At 68.7% G+C, this 19369-nt stretch carries 8 protein-coding genes; all 8 read left to right on the top strand.

The genetic code is table 11. The features are described from left to right. Positions 1-563 precede the first annotated feature (563 nt). The 8 genes from ACZ4MF_RS30235 (at position 564) to kynU (ending at position 19359) form a co-directional block, all read left to right on the top strand. Positions 564-1445: a tryptophan 2,3-dioxygenase gene (locus ACZ4MF_RS30235; RefSeq protein ID WP_467495033.1), complete on the top strand. Its 882-nt coding sequence runs from the start codon at positions 564-566 to the stop codon at positions 1443-1445. A gap of 55 nt (positions 1446-1500) precedes the next feature. After that, on the top strand, positions 1501-3069 hold the full coding sequence (locus tag ACZ4MF_RS30230) for a tryptophan halogenase family protein (RefSeq protein WP_467495031.1): 1569 nt from the start codon (positions 1501-1503) through the stop codon (positions 3067-3069). 68 nt (positions 3070-3137) lie between these two features. Further along, on the top strand, positions 3138-4475 hold the full coding sequence (locus ACZ4MF_RS30225; protein WP_467495029.1) for an MFS transporter: 1338 nt from the start codon (positions 3138-3140) through the stop codon (positions 4473-4475). A 15-nt stretch (positions 4476-4490) separates the two neighbouring features. Then, positions 4491-5222, top strand: coding sequence for an alpha/beta hydrolase family protein (locus ACZ4MF_RS30220; protein ID WP_467495027.1), 732 nt, complete (start codon positions 4491-4493; stop codon positions 5220-5222). 175 nt (positions 5223-5397) lie between these two features. Next, positions 5398-11823: an amino acid adenylation domain-containing protein gene (locus ACZ4MF_RS30215; RefSeq protein ID WP_467495025.1), complete on the top strand. Its 6426-nt coding sequence runs from the start codon at positions 5398-5400 to the stop codon at positions 11821-11823. Next, complete coding sequence (locus ACZ4MF_RS30210) at positions 11741-15775, top strand: non-ribosomal peptide synthetase (protein ID WP_467495024.1); 4035 nt, start codon at positions 11741-11743, stop codon at positions 15773-15775. The genes ACZ4MF_RS30215 and ACZ4MF_RS30210 overlap by 83 nt, the downstream gene beginning before the upstream one ends. A gap of 106 nt (positions 15776-15881) precedes the next feature. Continuing rightward, entirely contained in the window at positions 15882-18149 is a 2268-nt protein-coding gene (locus tag ACZ4MF_RS30205) for a Sir2 family NAD-dependent protein deacetylase (protein ID WP_467495022.1), read from the top strand. After that, entirely contained in the window at positions 18142-19359 is a 1218-nt protein-coding gene (kynU, locus tag ACZ4MF_RS30200) for a kynureninase (RefSeq protein ID WP_467495020.1), read from the top strand. The genes ACZ4MF_RS30205 and kynU overlap by 8 nt, the downstream gene beginning before the upstream one ends. Positions 19360-19369: the final 10 nt, after the last annotated feature.

Genomic DNA, 19369 nt, shown 5'->3' with positions numbered 1-19369 from the left:
GCTCGAAGAGATCGTTACTCAAAGTTTTAGTGGTTTCAGGTTTGAGCCGCAATGGCGCTCGTAATCATTGGGTCATTGTGTCATTCGCCGGAACTGGATATCGCGGGCCGGAAGTCCACTGGTCGGGGATGGTGCGGCGGCGCGGCGGATACGTGGCTTCGTGCGGGTGAAGGTCGTGGTCGCGACCGCAAATCAGGTCAATGCGGACCGATCTGCATGGGCCGTGATCGTCGCAAAACCGACAAGCGTCGCCGCCTCACGCATCCGGTGCATATTTTCACAGAAGGTAATTCATCAGGAACACCGGAGAGAGACGGGAAAACCCTGACTGACTGCATGGCCCCTCTTGACGCTGGCCGGGGCCGCTGCTTCTATCGTGAAGTACTCCATGGGGGACTGGGAGATGGTTCGCGGCGTTGGGGCTGCTCCATCTTCTTGCGATTCAAGCCCAGCCCAGATGCCGGCTCGGGTTCGACGGGGGTCGCTTAATCGTTTCCAGGTCCCCGTGTGCCCAGATCTCGTAATTCCAGCGGTATGGATCGAACGGGGCCTTTGAGAGACATATGGAATATCCCAATGGGCAGCCACTGACAGAGGAAACAACAGCCCGCCGGGGCCACCCGGAAGCCGAGGGGCCTTCTGCAGGAGTTGACGCAGAGGGAAGAAACCCGTTCGTGGAATACGTGTCCAGTGACCTCTTGCTGTCGCTGCAGGGCACCCGGACCGAGTCGGGGAGCGAACCCTCATTCTTGATCATCACCCAGGTCATGGAGTTGCTGTTCAAGCTCGTCTGCACGGAAGCCGTACGCGGGCGGGACGCGCTGGAGGGCGATGACCTCTCCGGAGCGCTGCGGACCCTGCGACGGCTGCACCGGACCTGCCTGGCGCTGAACGGCTCGTGGGAGGCGCTCACCTCGATGAGCCCCACCGAGTACGCCGAGTTCCGGGATGCGCTCGGCGACGGTTCGGGCTTTCAGTCCTACATGTACCGGCACATGGAGTTCCTGCTGGGCCACAAGGTGCCGGCCATGGCCGAGGTGCATCGCGGCCAGGAGCCCGTCTACCGCGAACTCCTGCGCTCCCTCGGCGAGATCAGTCTCTACGACGCGATGCTCCGGCTGCTGTGGCGTCGGGGACTGCCCGTGCCCGACAACAGCGTCGAGCGTGACTGGCGTCAGCCCTACACCGAGCGGGACGAGGTCGTGGACGTCTGGTACACCGTCTACGCCCAACAGGACAAACACTACGAGGTGTACCAGTTGGCCGAGGTGCTGGTGGACATCGCGTTCGAGCTCGGCCGGTGGCGCACGACCCACCTGCTGACCGTCGAGCGGCTGCTCGGCACGAAGACGGGTACCGCCGGCACTTCCGGTGCCGCCTGGCTCAGGCGCGCCGCCGAGCACCGCTTCTTCCCCGAGCTTTGGACCGTGCGAGCGCGGATCTGACGCGCCCTGGCGACCACCGATATCTCCGCACCACCACTCGTAAGGTAGGTCTTGAATGATCAGGAACGTTGTCATCGTCGGCGGTGGTACGGCCGGCTGGATGTCCGCTTGCTACCTCAAGGCGACTTTCGGCCCCAGCGTCTCGGTGACACTGGTCGAGTCGAAGAACATCCCGACCATCGGAGTCGGGGAGGCGACGTTCAGCACGGTCCGCCACTTCTTCGAGTACCTGGGTCTGCAGGAACACGAGTGGATGCCGGAGTGCAACGCCACGTACAAGCTGGCCATCCGGTTCGAGAACTGGCGGGCGCCGGGAGAGCACTTCTACCACCCGTTCGAGCGCACACGGGTCGTCGACGGCTTCCCCATCACCGATTGGTGGCTGCACCGCAGCCCCACCGAGCGCTTCGACAACGACTGTTTCGTGATTCCGTCCCTGTGCGAGGAGAAGTCCTCGCCCCGCTTTCTGGGCGGCGACATCTTCGAGCAGCGTGAGGACCGCAAGGGCAGCGGTGCGGAGCCGGTGGGCCGCAGCACGATGGCCGAACAGCGAACGCAGTTCCCCTACGCCTACCACTTCGACACGGTCCTGCTGGCGAAGTACCTCACCAAGTACGGTACCGCGCGCGGGGTCCACCACGTCCTCGACGACGTCACCGGCGTCGCTCTCGACGAGCGGGGCTGGATCAGCCACGTCGACACGGCTGAGCACGGACAGTTGCAGGGCGACCTGTTCATCGACTGCACCGGCTGGCGCGGGATGCTGATCAACCAGGCACTGGAGGAGCCGTTCCAGTCCTACCAGGACACCCTTCCCAACGACCGGGCCGTGGCGCTGCGCGTGCCGGTCGACGCCGCGGCCCGCGGGCTACGCCCCTGCACCACCGCGACCGCCCAGGAAGCGGGCTGGATCTGGACCATCCCGTTGTTCGAACGCATCGGAACCGGATATGTCTACGCCAGTGACTACATCTCGTCCGAGGAAGCCGAGCAGACTCTGCGTGCGTTCGTCGGTCCCGCCGCAGAGGGCGCCGAGGCCAATCACATCCGGATGCGGATCGGCCGCACACGCAACGCGTGGGTGCGCAACTGCGTCGGCATCGGTCTGTCGGCCGGCTTCGTGGAGCCGCTGGAATCGACGGGCATCTTCTTCATCCAGAACGGCATCGAGCAACTGGTGAAGCATTTCCCCGACGCCGACTGGAACGAGAGCCTGCGCCGTTCCTACAACAACCACATGGCCCGGATGATGGACGGTGTGCGCGAGTTCCTCGTCCTCCACTACTACGCGGCCCGCCGACAGGACAACCAGTACTGGAAGGACGCGAAGACGCGCCCCCTGCCGGACGGCATGGCCGAACGTCTGGAGCTGTGGCGCGCGAGGCTCCCCGACGCCGCGTCGGTCTACCCGTACTACCACGGCTTCGAGCCATACTCCTACCAGGTGATGCTGCTGGGACTCGGCGGTGTGCCACTGCGGCATTCGACCGTCCTGGACCTGGTGGACGACTCCGCGGCCCTGAAGGAGATGCAGAGCATCCGGGAAGAGAGCCGTGAACTGATCACGCGCCTGCCCAGCCAGTACGAGTACTTCGCGCACATGCGCACGGGCGCCTCGGCCTGAAGAGCGACGACGCCCCCCGACCTGCAGCACAAGCCTCCTCGGCCCCGGTCGGGGGGAAGGACTATCAATTGACCACCCAAGAATCCGTGGGGCAACCGGCTGCCCAGCAGGCGCCGGCCAGCCCGTGGCGCAACCGCGACTTCCGCAGCCTGATGGTGGGGAACACCGCCTCCAACTTCGGTTTCCAGATCAGCGAAGTCGCCGTGCCGTTGGTCGCCATCGCCACGGTAGGGGCCTCGACGTTCGACGTCGGCACGATGCGCATGGTCGGCCAACTGCCCTATCCGCTGCTCGCCCTGTTCGTCGGCGTCCTGGTGGACCGCTGGCGGCGGCGCAACATGCTGGTCGCCGCGGACATGGGCCGAGCCCTGGCCCTGGCCCTGATCCCGCTGGCCTATGCGTTCCACGGGCTGGGCCTCTCCGTGCTCTACGTGGTCGCTTTCCTGGTCGGCACCTGCACCGTGCTCTTCGACGTGGGGGCGCAGGCCTATCTGCCCCGTCTGGTGGAGCGCGACCAGCTCGCCCGTGGCAACAGCGAGCTGGAGACCGCGCGTTCCGCTGCGCTCATCTGCGGGCCGGCGCTCGGCGGTCTGCTGGTCTCCCTCTTCTCGCCGCCCGCTGCCGTGATCGCCACAGTCGGGTTCTTCCTTCTGTCGGCCGTGGCGATCTGGCGCATCCGGAAGCCCGAACCGGCGCCGGAAACCGCCGGTACGAGCGTCAAGCCGCTCCGGCAGATCGGGGAAGGCCTCCGCTTCGTGGCCCGCAATGCGGTGCTGCGGTCGGTGACGATCATCACCGCCTGCTTCAACTTCTGCTATGCGGCCTACCTGGCGATCTACCTGGTGTATCTGCCCAAGGAACTGCACCTGTCCGGCTACGAGATCGGTCTGGTCTTCGCAGCCCCGGGCCCCGGTCTGCTGGTGGGCGCGCTCTTCTCGTCGGCGCTGCCCAAGCGGTTCGGCTACGGACGGGTCCTGATCACCTGCGCGTTCATCAGCAACCTGTTCCTCGTCGGGATCTCCGCGGTGCGCGGCAACGGACTCGTCGCGGTCGGCTCGCTGGTCCTGCTCAACTTCCTGTACGGCTGCCTCAGCCAGACCTTCTCGGTGTCCCTGGTCGCGATACGCCAGGCCATCACTCCGGACCGCTTCCTCGGGCGCGTCCTCGCGACCGGGCGCTTCCTCGGCGTGGGGCTGGTCCCGATCGGATCGCTGTTCGGAGGCTTCCTCGGGTCACAAGTGGGTCTGCGCACCGGCCTGTTCGCCGTCACCGCCGCGATGCTGCTGGTGCCGGTTCCGCACTTCGTGCTGCGCACGGCGCTCACGCGGATCGGTACGGAACTGCCCGATGTCGCGGACGACGACCTGACTCCGGACACGACAGTCGCCAAACCTTCTTCGAACTGACGAAAGGTCGCAAACGTGAACGACATACCACCGTGGGTCGACGCTCCGTTCGTGCTGTCGGTCGAGCCCGTCACACCCGAACGCATCGGACACCTCGACCTCTACCTGCCGCCGGAGTCCGCGCCGGCTCCGGCGATCGTCATCGTGTGCGGCGGTCCGATCCCCGCCGAACTGGAGTGGAACCGGCCGCGTGACTGGCCCGTCTACCGTGGCTACGGATCGCTCCTCGCCTCGCTGGGCGTGGCCGCCGCGCCCGTTCAGTTGCCCCTGCACGAGTACGCGGACTTCCCGCGAGCCGCGGACGCCCTCGCGCAGGCCGTCGACACCCTCCGCGCCGACCCGCGCATCGACGGCGACCGGATCGGCCTCTGGTTCTTCTGCGGCGGAGGCCCGCTCATCTCCGACTGGCTCCGTGACACTCCGGAGTGGCTGCGCTGCCTCGGCGTCACCTACCCGGTGCTGGGCTCCCGCCCCGGCAAGGAGTTGCTGCAGCGGTTCGAGCCGGCACAGGCGTTGGCCGAGGCCGGGGAGCTGCCGCCGATCGTGCTGACCACCGTCGGCCTGGAGGACCCGCTGATCTACCAGACCGAGACCCACTTCGCCGAAGTGGCCGAGGAACTGGGCAAGCAGGTCGAGTTGATCCATGTGCCCAACGGAACGCACGGATTCGACTTCGCGGATCACACCGAGGAGTCCCGGCAGGCCGTCCGCCAGGCCGTGAGCTCGGTCGTCGCAGCCATGAAGTGACACAGCCGGGTCGCGAGGACATGCGTCCGTGGTGGTGGCGAGGTACCGAGGACTGCCCGGTCCCGGTACCTCGGCTCACCGACCGGCCGTCCGACCGGTCACGCCGACGTCAGTAATCCGCTCACCGTGCGGCGCGAAGCGAGTTCTCCAGGGGGACTTCCGGTGCGCGTCCGCCATGCAAACCGCAAGGTTCAGTAGGGGGAAGTCAGTGTCTGGCCGTCTCGTTGAGCTCTCTTCGATCCAACGACGTCTGTGGTTCGTCGACCAGCTGCAGCCGGGTGACGCCTCGTACAACGTGCCCGTGGTGCTGCGAGTCAGCGGTGCGCTGGACACCGCTGCCCTGCAGTCGGCGCTGGACAGCGTACTGGCCAGGCACGAGGCGCTGCGGACCCGATTCACCGTGGTGGACGGCGAGCCGACGCAGGAGATCGTGCCCGGTGCCCGGGTCCGACTGGATGTGGTGGACCTGCGAGGTCAGGCCGATGCGGAAACGGCCGGGCAGGCGTACGCACAGGCGGAGACGCGCCGGCCGTTCGACCTGTCGGTGGCCCCGTTGATGCGGTGTGTGCTGATCCGGCTCGCCGAGGACATGCAACTCCTCGTGATCACCGTGCACCACATCGTCTTCGACGGGTGGTCCGCCGGAGTCTTCTTCGACGACCTCTCGCGGGCGTTCGAGGGGGGCGCGCAGGCCCTGGGCGGCCCGGCCGCGCAGTACGCGGACCTGGTGCGGTGGGAACGCGCCGCGCTGGAGAGCGGGGAGCAGGACCAGCTGGTCGAGTGGTGGGTGGAGCGGCTCGCCGGAGCGCCGACCGTGCTGGAACTGGTCACGGACCGGTCCCGGCCCGCGGTGCAGGCGCACCGCGGCGCACGGCGTGCTCTCACCGTGGAGTCGGACGTGGTGGCGGGGCTGGAGAGCCTCGCCCGGTCCACGGGAGCGACGCTGTACATGACCCTGCTCGCCGCCTTCGGGGCGGTGCTTTCGCGCCACGCGGGTCAGGAGGAGCTGCTCATCGGTACCCCGGTGGCCTTCCGCCCGAGTACCGGTTTCGAGCGCTCCGTCGGTTGCTTCCTCAACACGGTGCCGATGCGGGTGGACACCACCGGCAGGCCGTCCTTCAAGGAACTGCTGAGTCGGGTGAAGGAGATGTCGCTGGAGGCCTTCGACCACCAGCAGGCCCCCTTCGAAAGACTCGTCGCCGCACTCGCTCCGGACCACGACCTCAGTCGCAACCCGCTCGTGCAGGTGCTGCTCAACTTCGACGCGGAACCGGAGCCGCCCGCCTTCCCCGGTTGCACCGTCGAGCATGTCCCGAACGACACCGTCTCGGCCAAGTTCGATCTCACCCTCTACGTGAAGTCGGCGGGGGGACGGCTCCTGCTGGACCTGGTCTACGACGCCGATCTGTTCTCCGAGGAGCGGATCGGGTGGCTGCTGGAACAGACCGGCACCCTCCTGGCCCAGGCCAGCCACAACCCGCACCGGCCCGTGCTGGGTTATCCGCTGCTGTCCGGCGGGAGCGGCGCCCTGCTGCCCGATCCGTACGAGCCGCTGACCCCGGACTGGCCCGGCTCGATTCTGGACCGGTTCGCCAAGCACGTGGACACCGCACCGGACCGGATCGCCATGTCCGCCAAGGACCGTGACTGGACCTACCGGCAACTCGACGAGGCCGCCAATGGGCTCGCCCACCGGCTGCGCGCGGCCGGTGTCGAGCGCGGCGACATGGTGGGCATCCTCATCACCCGCGATCCGTCCACGCAGGTGGCGATGCTGGCCGCGCTGAAGTGCGCCGCACCGTTCACGATCATGGACTCGACGATGCCGTCCGCCCGGCTCGCCCAGTGCGTGGAGGTGAGTACGCCCAAAGCGATCGTCCTGACACACGGTTGCGACCCCCTGCCGGCAGAGGTCTCGGGGGCGGGTCCCGGGACCGCCGCCGTGGTCCGGATGGACGACCTCGACTGGTCCGCCCTGCCCAGCCACGGCCTGGAGACGGAACTCACGCCCGGAGACCAGATCTACGCCGTCTTCACCTCGGGGTCCACCGGGGTACCCAAGTGCGTCGTGACCCGGCACGACGCCGTCATGCATTTCCTCGACTGGTACGAGCAGTCCCAGGAACTGTGCTCGGACGACCGGTTCGCGGTGCTCGCCGGGCTCGGCTACGAGGTGCTGATGCGGGACCTGCTGACCCCCATGTGGGTCGGAGGCATGTCCGTCTTCCCCGAGCACGACCGGCTCGACTTCCCTGCCACCACCCGATGGCTCGGCGAGTCCGGGGCGACGGTCGTTCACCTGACACCGCCGTACGCCAACGAACTGGCCTCGGCCATGCGGCCCGGAGGGTCGCTGCTCGCGATGCGGCTCGTCGGCATCAACGGAGACGTGCTGCGCCGGAGCACAGCCGTCGCCTGGGCGGCGATGGCGCCGAATGCGAAGCTGATCAACATCTACGGTGCCACGGAGACCCCGCAGGTGATCTCGGCGCTTTCGCTGTGCGACCCGTCCTCCGCCGACGGCGTCAGGCCGTTCGGGTCGGCGTCGCCGATCGGACCGGGCATCACCGGGATCCAGATCCTGTGTGTCAACCCGGCGGGCCAGTTGTGCGCCGAGGGCGAGATCGGCGAACTGGTCGTGCGGACGCCGTATCTCGCCAGCTACCTCAGGGGCGAGGCAGGCGGGTTCACCACCAGCCCGTGGACGGGCGATCCCGAGGACCGTGTGTACTTCACCGGCGACCGGGTCCGCTATCTCGGTGACGGCTGTGCCGAGTTCGTGGGCCGGGTGGACCACCAGATCAAACTCCGCGGCCACCGCATCGAACCCGGCGACATCGAAGGGGTGCTGGTCCGGCACGAGCGCGTCGGCCAGGCACTCGTCCTGGTGCGCGAGGACCAGCCGGGCGACCGCCGTCTCGTGGCCTACGTGACGTCCGTGCCCGGAGCCGAGGCTCCCGACGCGGCCGAACTGCGGTCCATGACCAAGGCGGCCCTGCCCAAGCACATGGTGCCCTCGGCGTTCGTCGTACTGCCCGGCTTTCCGCTGAACCACAACGCCAAGGTGAACCGGGCGGCCCTGCCGGCGCCGAGCCATGTGCGGGACGGCGATGACGGCTTCCGGCCGCCGGTCACCGAGCCGGAACGAGAGATGACCCGCCTGTGGGAGGAGGTGCTCGCGGTCGGCGGGATCGGGCTGGACGACGACTTCTTCGACCTCGGCGGACACTCCTTGCTGCTCACGAGGCTGCTCACGCGGGTGGGGGAGGCGTTCGGCGTACGGCTCACCCTGCGCGACGTCTTCTCGACACCGACGGTCTCCGGGTTCGTCGGTCAGGTCGAGAACGCGGCGCGGGAGCGTGCGGAACCCGAGCGGCTCCCGGTCACCACGCGCGGCGACGGCGTCCACCCGCTGTCGCTGGTGCAGCGGAGACTGTGGTTCGTCGATCAGGTGCAGCCCGGTGACGTTTCCTACAACATGTCGGTCGTGCTCAGGGTCCGAGGTGTGCTGGACGTTGCCTCGCTGAGCTCGGCCCTGGACGGCGTGGTGGCTCGGCACGGGGCGCTGCGGACGCGGTTCGCCGTGCTCGACGGCGAGCCGATGCAGGAGGTGCTGCCCGATGCCCGGGTGCCGGTGGACGTGGTGGACATGCGCGGCCGGGCCGACGCTCGGGAGGCCGGCCGGGCCTATGCCTCGGCCGAGACCCGTCGTCCGTTCGACCTGTCGGTCGTGCCGTTGATGCGGTGCGTGCTGGTCAGGTTGACCGACGACGAGCAGCTCCTCGTGTTCACGGTGCACCACATCGTCTTCGACGGCTGGTCGGCGGGGGTCTTCTTCGAGGATCTGTCCCGTGCGGTCGACGGCGGACCGGAGTCGTTCGGGGCTCCCGCCGCGCAGTTCGTGGACATGGTGGACTGGGAACGCGCCGCGCTGGAGAGCGGGGAGCAGGACCGGCTGGTCGAGTGGTGGAAGCAGCGGTTGGCCGGGGCGCCGACCGTGCTCGACCTCGTCACCGACCGGGCCCGGCCCGCCGTCCAGGCGCACCGGGGGGCCCGGCGGCGGTTCACCGTCCCGCCGGACGTGGTCGTCGGCCTGGAGAGTCTGAGCCGGTCGGCCGGCGCGACCCTCTTCATGACGCTGCTGGCGGCCTTCGGGGTCGTGCTGTCCCGCCACACCGACCAGGAGGAGGTGTTGGTCGGCACCCCGGTGGCCTTCCGCCCCCGCTCCGAGTTCGAGCACGCCGTCGGCTGCTTCCTGAACTCTGTCGTGATGCGGGTGGACACCACCGGCAGGCCGTCCTTCAAGGAACTGCTGAGCCGGGTGAAGGAGATGTCGCTGGAGGCCTTCGACCACCAGCAGGCGCCCTTCGAACGGCTCGTCGCCGAACTGGTCCCTGACCCCGACCTCAGCCGCAACCCGCTCTACCAGGTGCTGTTCGCCCTGCAGAACGTGCCCACGGTACCCCTCCGGCTGCCGGCGCACGAGGTCGAGACGCTGGCCAGCACAGAGGCCCGCGCACAGTGCGACATCAGCCTTCGCTTCCACCAGGACGAGGAGGACGGCCTGGTCGGGATGCTGGACTACGACCTGGACCTTTTCGACGAGGCCACCGTCGACCGGTTCATCGCCCACCTGAGGAACGTACTGGCGCAGGTGGTCCGGGAACCGGCCGTACCCCTGCACCGGCTGTCTCTCATCGGTCCGTCCGAGGAGGACGAGCTACTGCAGGTGTACAACGACACCGCGGTGGCGTATCCGCTGGACGGCAGTACCCTGCCCGAGCTCATCGCCGAGCAGACGCGCAGGACACCACACGCTCCTGCGGTCCGCTTCGAGGACGAGGAACTGACCTACGCCGAGCTGGATCGCCGCGCCAACGCCCTGGCGCTGCGGCTGCGCGAGCTGGGGGTGGGGCCGGACGTCGTCGTCGGCGTACATCTGTACAGGTCCCTGGACCTGATGGTGGGACTTCTGGCCGTGCTCAAGGCCGGCGGAGCCTACCTCCCGCTGGAGCCCGATCATCCGGTCGAGCGTCTGCGCACCATGGTGCGAGCGAGTGCGGCGCCCGTCGTGCTCACCGGCGAGGAGTCGCCCGGCACGTTCGCCGAGGACGGATGCACCGAGATCCGCGTCGGCAGGGACGTCGCCGACACTGGTCCCCAGCAGACGGCCCTGCCCGGCAACCTCGCGTACGTCATCTACACCTCCGGTTCGACGGGCACCCCCAAGGGAGTGCAGATACCGCACCGGGGCATCGTCAACCGGCTGCTGTGGATGCAGGAGGCATACGGGCTGACCGCACGGGACCGCGTTCTGCACAAGACGCCGATCAGCTTCGACGTCTCGGTCTGGGAATTGTTCTGGCCGCTGATGAACGGGGCCTGCGTGGTGCTGGCGGCACCGGGGCGGCAGCGGGATCCGGAGTACCTGGCCGCGCTGACGGCCCGTACCAGCGTCACCGTCTGCCACTTCGTACCCGTCATGCTCCGGGCGTTGCTCGACGTACCGGACGTGGGACGGCTCGACTCCCTGCGGCTGATCGTGTGCAGCGGTGAGGAGCTGCCGGCCGATGTCGCCCGGATGTGCCGGAGCACGCTGGACGCGCGACTGGAGAACCTCTACGGCCCGACCGAGGCGTCCGTCGACGTCACCTCCTGGAACTGCGCCGACGACACCGGCAGGGCACGCGTCCCGATCGGAGCGCCCATCGCCAACACCCGGGCATACGTGCTCGACACCGGGCTCCGGCCGGTCCCCGTAGGTATGCCGGGCGAGTTGTATCTCGCGGGCGAGGGGCTGGCCCGTGGATACGGAGACCGGGCGGCTTTGACCGCTGAGCGCTTCGTCGCCTCGCCCTACGGGCCGCCGAGCACGCGGATGTATCGCACGGGTGACCGTGCCCGGTGGCTGCCGGGAGGCCGACTGGAGTTCCTGGGTCGTGTGGACCACCAGGTCAAGGTCCGAGGCTTCCGGATCGAGCCGGGCGAGATCGAGCAGGTACTCGTGCGCCACGAAGCGGTCGAGCGGGCGCTTGTCCTGGTCCGCGAGGACCACAGCGGCGCCCGGCGGTTGGTCGCCTATGTCGTGGCGCCACCCGGCAGCACGGCGCCGTCACCTGCCGAACTGCAGTCGCGGGTGGGTTCGCTGCTGCCCGCGTACATGGTGCCGTCGAGCGTGGTCGTACTCGACGCCTTCCCGGTCACCCGTAACGGAAAGGTCGACAGGAAGGCGCTGCCCGCACCCGGTGTCGAGCCCATGACTCCGTCGCGTGGTCCCCGTACCGAGCCGGAGCGTGTCCTCTCGGCCCTGTGGGGGGAAGTCCTCGGCATCGACGACGTTGGTGTCGACGACGACTTCTTCGAACTCGGTGGCGACTCCATGCACGTGATCGCTGTGGTGAGCCGCGCCCAACGCCACGGCCTCGCGCTCACGGTCGAGCAGATGTTCCGCACACCTACCGTCGCCGCACTGGCCGCGCACCAGAGCGATGCGACCGACGCCCAGGCACGAGACACCCGTGCACTCGACGTTTCCGGCGAGTTCCTGCTGCTGTCCGAAGAGGACCGAGCCCGTCTGCGTGATATCACCGGGGGAGCCTGACACCATGACGATCAACGACGCCTACCCGCTCACGCGGCTGCAGTCCGGGATGCTCTACCACAGTCATCTCGACACCACCGGCTCCACGTACCACGACCTGTCGAGCCTGAAGATCTCCGGACCGTTCGACGAGCACCGGTTCCGTGAGGTGCTCTCCGCGCTGCTGGCCGGACACGACATCCTGCGCAGCAGCGTGGAACTGACCCGGTTCAGCGAACCCATGCAGCTGGTGCACGACGTGGTGGAACCCCCGCTCACCGTCGAGGATCTGTCCGCCCGGTCCGCGGCGGACCAGGACATGCGGATCGCCGCCTGGCGCGCGGCGGAGAAGTGCCGGCCGTTCGACCTGGCCGCTGCCCCGCTGCTCCGTTTTCACGTGCAGAAACTGAGCAAGAGCACGTTCTGGCTCAACGTCAGCTTCCACCACGCGATCCTCGACGGCTGGAGTCTGTCGCTGCTGATCGCCTGGGTCCTCACGGAGTACGACCGGGCGGGCGCACCCGAGGTGCCTGGGCTCGCCTCGCGTTTCCGTGACTACGTCGGGCTGGAGCGCGAGGCGTTGGCCGACGACGGGACCCGTGAGTACTGGAGGGCACGCCTCGCTGATACGGAGATCTCGGAGCTTCCCCGCTGGCGGGACACGCCGGGCACGGGCAGCACGGCGGAGCGGTCCGCGACGGTGCACCGGGTGTCGTTCGGGGCAGAACAGACCACGCGGCTCAAAGAGTTCGCCGCAAGGGCACGGGTGCCGGTGAAGGCGGCGCTGTACGCGGCGCACGCGGCGGTCGTCGCACGGCTGTCGGGTCGGCAGCGGGTGATCACCGGACGTGTCGCCAACTGCCGTCCGGAGTCCGCCGACGCGGAGCGGATGATCGGGCTGTTCCTCAACAGCGTTCCGCTGGTGGTGGATACCGGAGGCACGAGCTGGGAAAATCTCGCTCGTCAGGTACATCGGGCGGAAGTCGAGGCGCTTCCCCACCGGCGCTATCCACTCGGCCAGATGCAACGCGACCTGGACCGTGAAACGCTGTTTGAGACGCTCGTCGACTACCGGGCGATGCGCAGCTACGGCGATCTGTCGCTGACCCGCCTGGAGATCGTCGACACCGAGTTCTTCGAGCAGACCAACTTCCCGTTCACCGCGAACTTCGGAGCTGATCCGAACACCGGTGAGATCGGGCTGGGCATCAACTACGACGCGGCGGAGTTCTCCGCGGAGCAGATCGAGACGATCGGCGGCTACTACAGGGCGGCGCTGGAGACGATGGTCGGCGATCCCGCCGGGGCCGTGTCGCGGGCGTCCCTGCTGAGCAAGGTCGAGACGCATCGGCAACTCCATGACTGGAACGACACGGAGACCGACGGACCCGCTCGGCTGCAACCCCTGCCGTCATTGCTGGCTGAGACGGCCGAACGCTTCCCGGGCAAGGTGGCGCTGCGGGTCGGGGATGATCGACTGACCTACGCGGAGCTGTATCTGCGGGTCAACCGGCTGGCCTGGCGGCTGCGGGAACACGGGGTGGGGCCCGACGTCGTCGTCGGCGTGTGCATGCGCCGCTCGGTGGACCTGATCACCGCGCTGCTCGCGGTGGTCTGGGCGGGGGGAGCGTACCTGCCGCTGGACCCCGACTATCCGGCCGACCGGCTGGCGTACATGCTGGCCGACTCGAACGCCCCGATCGTGCTCACCGACGCCGAGTCGCGACCGCCCGCGTCCTCAGCGACGGTTCTCACGATCACGCCGGGGAGTCCGGACGACGGCCGGAACGTCGTCTTCACCTCGGGACTGCGGGCTGAGGACCTGGCGTACGTGATCTATACGTCCGGCTCGACGGGCCGGCCCAAGGGCGTGCAGATCACGCACCGCGCCCTGGTCAACCTCTTGCTCTCCATGATCTCGGAGACCGGTCTGACGGCCGAGGACCGCTGGCTCGCGGTCACCTCCCTGTCCTTCGACATCGCGGGCCTCGAGGTGTTCGCCCCCCTTCTGGCCGGTGCTGAACTGCGCGTGGCGCGAAGCGAAGACATGCACGGCAGCGCCCTGGTCTCCGAGGTCGAAAAGGCGACGATCGCGCAGGCCACTCCGTCGGCTTGGCGCATGCTCATCGAAGCCGGCCTGGGCGAGCGCCCCGGCCTCCGGGCGATCTGCGGGGGCGAGGCGTTGCCCGCCGACCTCGCGGAGCAACTGGTGGTACGCACGCGCGCGGTGTGGAACGCCTACGGACCCACGGAGACCACCATCTGGTCCTGTCTGCAGCCGGTGCGCTCGCACGAGGCGGTGAGCATCGGCAAGCCGCTGGCCAATACCCAAGTCCGTGTGCTGGACGAGGCGCTGCGGCCGGTGCCCGTGGGAGTACCCGGCGAACTGTACATCGGCGGTGACGGGGTGGCGAGGGGCTACCGGAACCGGCCGGACCTGACCGCGACACGCTTTGTCGCCGACCCTTTCGGCCGACCGGGATCGCGGTTGTTCCGCACGGGCGACACCGTCCGCTGGCGGCCGGACGGGCGGCTCGACTTCATCGGCCGGTCCGACTACCAGGTCAAGATACGGGGGTTCCGGATAGAGCTGGGCGAGATCGAGTCGGTGCTGGGCGCACATCCGTCGGTCGGCCAGGTCGTGGTAGTGCCCAGGCCGGACGGTCGGGGGGGCCACCACCTGGTGGCCTATCCGGTGGTCGCCCCCGCGGCGGAAGCCGCCACCCCGCAAGAACTCCGCGCCCATGTTGCGGCCGCGGTTCCGGACTACATGGTGCCTTCGGCGTACATGTGGCTGGACGCGTACCCCCTGACACCCAACGGTAAGATCGACCGGTCGGCGCTGCCCGACCCGGACCGCGGCGGCACCGCGGCCGGACGGATCGTCGAGCCCTCGACCGACACCGAGCGGCTGGTCGCGAGACTGTGGGCGGAGGAGCTCGGTCTGGACAGGGTGGGCGTCACCGACACCTTCCGGGAACTGGGCGGTCACTCCATCGCAGCGCTGCGGGTCGTACTGCGCATCAAGGAGGCCGTCGGCCACGAAGTACCGCTGGCCAGCCTGTTGACCGGCGCAACGGTCGCCTCGGTCGCGGAGGGCGTGGACAGTCGTCGGCAGGAGCAGGGCTCGGCCCTGGTGCCGCTGCGTGAGTCCCCCGCCTCCGACCAGCGGCCACTGTTCCTGATCCACCCGCTGGGCGGCACGGTGTTCTGTTACGGCGAACTGAGCGACGCCATGCCGGACGACCAGCCGGTGTACGGCATTCAGGCGTACGACCATGTGAGTCCCACCGGACCCCGGCCCGCGACCATCGAGGACATGGCCGAGCACTACCTGCGGGTGGTGCGGACCGTGCAATCCGAGGGCCCCTACCGATTCGGCGGGTGGTGCATGGGCGGTGCCGTCGCCTATGCGATGGCACGGCAGGTACGTGAGGAGGGCGGCCAGGTCGAGACCCTGGCGCTCATCGACTCCAGCATCGCCGACCCCGTACCGCCTGCCTGGGTCGACGACGACGCGGCGGCGATCCTCGGCGCTTTCGGCAACGAACTGCCCATCACCCTCGCCGAGTTGCAGCAGATCCCGCCGCAGCGGCGGCTGCAGCACGCGCTGTCGTTCGCCGAAGGGCACCTGGCCCGTCCCGACGTGGGCAACGTCGAAGACCTGCAGCGGCTGGTCGCCCTCTACCGGAGGCACGCCAAGGCGTTGCTGCAGTACCGGGACCAAGCACACACGCCCTACGACGGCAGCGCCGTGGTGATTCGTGGCGACGAGGCCGTGCACACTCTGCACGACATGGGCTGGGAGGCCAAGATCGACGGATCGCTCGTGGTCCTGGAGACTCCGGGCGACCACCGGAGTCTGTTGTCGAAGAGGCATGCGAACGCACTCGCCGACCGGCTGGTCGTCGCCATGCGGGAGGGAGTCGGCGCACTGGGCCGGTTCGCGGGAGGCGCGGCCGCGACCCTATGAAACGCCGTCTGGCCAGTACGGTTGGTCATGCCGATTCACCATGGAGGCCTTGATGACGTCACCTCGTTCCGAAGAAACCCACGCCGTCCCTGATTGGGCTCACGGCGTGCGCCGTCTGGTGGTGTTCAGCGGCGCCGGAATCTCCACCGACTCCGGCATCCAGGACTTCAGAGGGCCCTCGGGCGTGTGGACGCTGAACCCCGGCATGCAGACGAGGCACACCTATCAGGCGTTCATGGCGGACCCCGAACTCCGGGTAAGCTACTGGAAGTCACGCTTCGAGCATCCCGTCTGGGACGCGGAACCCAACGCCGGCCACCTCGCGGTGGCCGAACTGGCGCACTCGGGTGTCGACACCACGGTCGTCACCCAGAACACGGACGGACTGCATCAGCGGGCCGGTACCCCGGCGGACCGTGTGGTCGAGTTGCACGGCACGATGCGCACCACCCTGTGTGTGGCGTGCGGGCACCGATCGCCCACGACCGACGTGCTGGCCAGGATCGAGGCCGGTGAGGCCACACCGCCGTGCACGGAGTGCGGCGGGATTCAGAAGACGGCGAGCACCATGTTCGGGCAGACCATGTCACCCGAGGTGTTCGCCCGGGCCGAAGAGGCGGTCACCTCCTCTGACCTCGTACTCGCCGTGGGGACGACGCTGACAGTGGAGCCGGCCGGTTCGCTGTGCGCGAGCGCGGTGCACGCCGGGGCGACCCTGGTCATCGTCAACTACGGTCCGACACCCTATGACTCCATCGCCACCGACATCATCCGGGATCCCCTGAGCGAAGCCCTGCCGCGCATCGTGGCGCAGCTGACCGCCGCGGCCGCCGCCTCCCGCCCGGCCACCGGGGTGATACCCGCACGGTTGGCCGCGGACATCCCCGCCACCCCTCTCGCGCGCCCCAGCCGCCTGTTGGGGGCGCAGGCGCGGGTCGCGCGGTTCCGGTCGCGGACGGCGGAACTCCGGCGACTCACACAGTGGTGCGAGGGCGGCGGATCACGGGCACACCTGCTGTCCGGACCGGCCGGGATCGGGAAGTCGCGTCTGGCGCTCGAACTCGCCGACCAACTCAAGGCGACCGGGCAGTGGGACGTCGAATTCCTCGCCCGGGAAGCGCAGGACACGGACCTGCGCTCCGGGCAACGGTCGCTGCTCGTGGTCGTCGAGGACGCAGAGACACGTCAGGAACAGGTGGCCGCAATCCTTGACGCGGCAACGGCGCGTCCTGCGGGCGAGCCGCTACGTGTATTGCTGCTCGCCCGCACTCACGACGGCTGGTTCGAGCGGCTGGCAGGTGCGGTGGTCGCGACCAGCGAGGAGCTGTCCGACCCGGACGCCACGGAGTCCGCACACGAGACCGCCGTCCTGGAGGCCAGGCACGACTACGGTGCCGCGCTGACGGCTGCGGGAAGCGCCCTTCCCGGCCGGGAAGGGCCCGTTCCCCTCTCTCTGCGGGGTGCGCCTCAACTGCCCGGTGCCATGCAGGCGGCGGTGTTGGCCGACCTCGTCGGCCTGGACGGGCGGACGGACGGACTGCTCGTCGCCTATGAACTCGGTTACCTGCGCAGCTCCGCCGACGCACACGGGCTGCAGCTCTCCGCCGATGTGGCGGCCCGTGCCGCGGCCACCGCGTTGCTGTGCGGCGCCGACGACGAGGACGCGGCCTGCGCCGTACTCGGGCACATCCAGGAGCTGTCGGAACCCGCTGTACGGCTCGGAGCCGCTCGGTGGCTGCGCGCCATGTATCCACCCGCCGCCACGGAGTCTTCGCGGTACTGGGACGAGTCGCTGCCCGACGGGCCCGCCGAGGAACTCGTATCGGCCGTGGCCACGGCCCGGTTCCTGCTGGGCATGCTGATGGAGACGACGGAGGAGCAGGACCGGCGTGTCCTCACCGTTCTGGCGCGCGCCGCTGACACGCGTCCGGAGCTGCGCGGGCGTCTGACCGAGCTGCTGTCCCTGCTCCCCGGCCTGTCGCCCACGGCGATCAAGGTGGCGTTGACCAGGGGCTATCCGGCCCCTCTCGCGGACGCGCTGACCAGCCTGGCCGAGAAGAACCCGGCCCTGCCGGCCGACCTGTTGGACGTCGTACCGGCGGGCGTCACGGTATTCGGTGAGTTCCCGGTTCTGCTGGCGCAGAGTCTGATCGAGGCGTACGAAGGGCGCGCGAAGACGCAGAACGGGCTGCGGGGTCTCGCCAAGACGCTTGTCCACCTGACGGAGCGGCTGATCGACCTCGGCCGTGTCCAGCAGGCCGGATCGACGGCTCGGCAAGCGCTGGAAACCATCGCCCGTCTTGAGGAACCGGGTGACCTCGCCGCGCGCGCCGAACGGCTGATGCGGCAGACGACGGCGGGGTCCCTTGACTGAACACGCCGACAGAGCGGCGGACTTGGACGCGGCCGACCAACTCGCCGGAATACGTGCGTGGTTCGTTCTGGACGGGACGGTCTACCTGGACGGGAACTCACTGGGCGCGTTGCCGACGACCGTGCCGGGCAGGATCGAGGACGTCATCCGCCGACAGTGGGGGGCGCTCCGCATCGGTTCCTGGGCCGAAGAGGGCTGGTGGACCGCCCCGGAGCGGATCGGTGACCGTATCGCCCCTCTGGTGCAGGCGGCTTCCGGCCAGGTCGTGGTGGGCGATTCGACCAGCGTCAACCTTTTCAAGTCCCTTGTGGCGGCGGTGCGAATGGCTGCCGCCGACGGAGGCGGCCGGCGGGAAATCCTCGTGGACGGGACCACGTTTCCGTCGGACCGGTACATCGCCGCGTCGGCGGCCCGCATGACGGGCTGCACGATACGAGCCGTCGAGCCGGTCCGGATTCCCGAGGCCGTGAGTGACCGGACCGCGGCGGTGCTGATGAACCACGTCGATTACCGCACCGGTCGACTGCAGGACCTGCCGTTCCTGACCTCCTGTGTGCACGAGGCGGGTGCGTACGTCGTATGGGACCTGTGCCACAGCGCGGGTGTTCTGCCGGTGGGCCTGGACGAGCACGGGGTCGACATCGCCGTCGGCTGCACTTACAAGTACTTGAACGGAGGGCCGGGCTCACCGGCGTTCCTGTATGTGCGACGGGACGTGCAGGACCGGTTCGATTCGCCGCTGCCCGGATGGAACTCGCACGCGGAACCGTTTCGGATGAAGGCGGAGTACGAGCCCGCAACCGGTGTGTCGCGTGGGCGGGTCGGAACCCCGGACATCCTCTCCATGCTCGCTCTCGAGGCGGCACTGGAGGTGTGGGACCGCCTCTCGATCGACGCGGTGCGCGTGAAGTCCCTCGCACTGACCGACTTCTTCCTGGAGTGCGTCGCAGCGTACGTGCCCCCTGGCGTCGTCCAGTCGTTGACGCCGGCCGTGCACGCGGAGAGGGGCAGCCAGGTGGCGCTTCGGTGTCCCGACGCGACCGAGGTGATGAAGCGGCTGATCGAGGCGGGAGTGATCGGGGACGTCCGTCCACCGGACGTTCTGCGCTTCGGTTTCGCACCGCTCTACGTGGGCTTCGCGGACGCGGAGCGGGCCGCGCGCATGCTCGCGCGGACCCTTTCCTCAGTGGCGGTCCCGTCCGGCTCATGAGCCGGACGGG

Source organism: Streptomyces sp. NPDC025793, from assembly GCF_055558375.1.
This window is presented reverse-complemented; position numbering and strand designations above follow the sequence as displayed.